This is a genomic window from Paractinoplanes deccanensis (genome assembly GCF_016862115.1).
In the GTDB taxonomy this organism is placed as follows: domain Bacteria; phylum Actinomycetota; class Actinomycetes; order Mycobacteriales; family Micromonosporaceae; genus Actinoplanes; species Actinoplanes deccanensis.
In genome coordinates this window covers 1-1,792 of the sequence record NZ_BOMI01000119.1, presented here as the reverse complement: position 1 = coordinate 1,792, position 1,792 = coordinate 1, and the positions used below count along the sequence as shown (strand labels likewise).

2 protein-coding genes are annotated in these 1,792 nt (G+C 72.9%); one reads left to right on the top strand and one right to left on the bottom strand.

Annotation, left to right across the window (positions count from 1 at the left end; all coding sequences use genetic code 11):
- The first annotated feature begins 262 nt into the window (after window positions 1-262).
- The gene (locus Ade02nite_RS30275) at window positions 263-1,162 is read left to right on the top strand and encodes a TIGR03619 family F420-dependent LLM class oxidoreductase (protein ID WP_203771352.1); all 900 of its coding nucleotides are present in this window, start codon (window positions 263-265) and stop codon (window positions 1,160-1,162) included.
- 143 nt (window positions 1,163-1,305) lie between these two features.
- Here Ade02nite_RS30275 and Ade02nite_RS30270 read toward each other — a convergent pair.
- Window positions 1,306-1,792, bottom strand: a 487-nt coding sequence (locus Ade02nite_RS30270) for a helix-turn-helix domain-containing protein (protein ID WP_203771350.1), incomplete at its 5' end; no start/stop codon positions are given.

Below are 1,792 nucleotides of genomic sequence, written 5' to 3'. Positions count from 1 at the left end.
GACGGTCGGCTTCGCACACGGAAGAGAACGTCCTGTTCCGCAGCAAAGACAGCCGGGCCTCCTAACCGGAACGGAATGACCTGTTCCACAGCCACGCCAGCCAGCCTCGCAGCCGGAACGGAATGTTCTGTTCCATAGACGGGACTTGTCAGTCTCTCACTCGGAACGGAATGTTCTGTTCCGTGGACGAGAACTGTCAGTGAGTGCCGGCGCATCGGCGCGCGTCGGGGTTGCGTCTGAAGTGGACGGTAGGGTTGGCCCGGTGAAACTCGGTGTGAACCTGCCGCAGACCACCACCTTCGACCTCGCGCACGACGTGACAGCGTTCGCCCGGGAGGCGGAGCGGATCGGCTTCGACAGCCTCTGGGCGTACGACCGGGTCCTGACACCGGACGACCAGAGCGGACCCCACGGTTTGTACGGAATGCCCGATGTCCCGTGGCCGGAGCGCTACGGCTACACCACCGACCCACTGGTCACGCTGTCGATGGCCGCCGCCGTCACCGAACGGGCCGAGCTGGGCACCGGCGTGATCGTGGCGCCGCTGCACCTGCCGGTACGGCTCGCCAAGATGCTCTCCGCCCTCGACGCGGCGAGCGGCGGCCGGCTCATCGCGGGGCTCGGCGCGGGCTGGTCGGTCGACGAGTTCGAGGCCACCGCCCCGCGCCCGCTGCGGGAGCGTGGCGCGGCGCTCGACGAGTTCCTCGACATTGCCGCGGCGGTCTGGGGACCGGACCCCGTCTCGTTCGACAACGGCCGATACCGCGTCACATCCGCCCGGATCAACCCCAAGCCGGCCCGCCGGATCCCCGTCTTCCTCGGCGGCGGCCGCGGCGAGGCGGCCCTGCGGCGCATCGCCCGCCGCGCCGACGGCTGGCTGCCCACCGCGGTTCCGCCCCAGCAGGTCGGCGAGACCCTGAGGCACCTGCGCACCCTGGCCGCCGAGGCCGGCCGCGACCCCGACGCGATCGCCTGCGTCTTCCAGGTGGGCGTCGCCACCGCGCCGTCCGTGCCGAAGATCGTCGAGGAGATCGAGGCGCTGGCCAAGGCGGGCGTGGACCACGTCTATGTCACGCTGCCGTCGGCCGTGTCCAGCCTCGCCGAGCTGATCGACACCGCCGGCGCCCTGATGACCGCCGCCGAGGACGCCGGCCTGCACTGACCGCATCGATCAACCGGGCCGGCCGGACGCCACCGCTCGCCTCGGGCAATTCCGGCACCACCAGCGCAGCCGGGCCGATCGGACCGCACCTCATGATCACGGCGAATGCGGCAGGATCAGCGAAACGGGCCAACCGGACGGCGTCACGTGGGCGGGTTCCGGTGCAGGCGGCGCATCGCCAGGGCCAACTGGAGGCGCAGGCGGCCCCGCGGCTCGCGCGGGTCCCAGCCCAGCAGCGGCTGCGCATGGGCGAGCCGGTCCTGCAACGTCGAGTGATGCACGCGCAGCGCCGCGGCGGCCGCCCGCAGGCTGGCCGCCTCGGCGACGGCGTCCAGGGTGCTCAGCATCCAGGGCGCGCCGGCCGCGGCTCGCTCCAGAGCGCACAGGTCCGGGTGTGGCTCCGCGCCCGGCCGGATCGCCTCGGCCAGCAGCACCAGACCGCCCAGCTCGTCCGCGTGGACGACGCGGCGGCCGGGATCGTGTTCGGTGCCCTCCGCCGCGAAGCGCAGCGCCACCCGGGCCGCAGCCCACGACTCCGGCAGGTCCTTGACCGCGACGGCAGGCCCGACACCAACCCGGCCGACCCTCGCCACATCGGCCCGGCCAACACGGCCCCGGCCGGGCGGCACG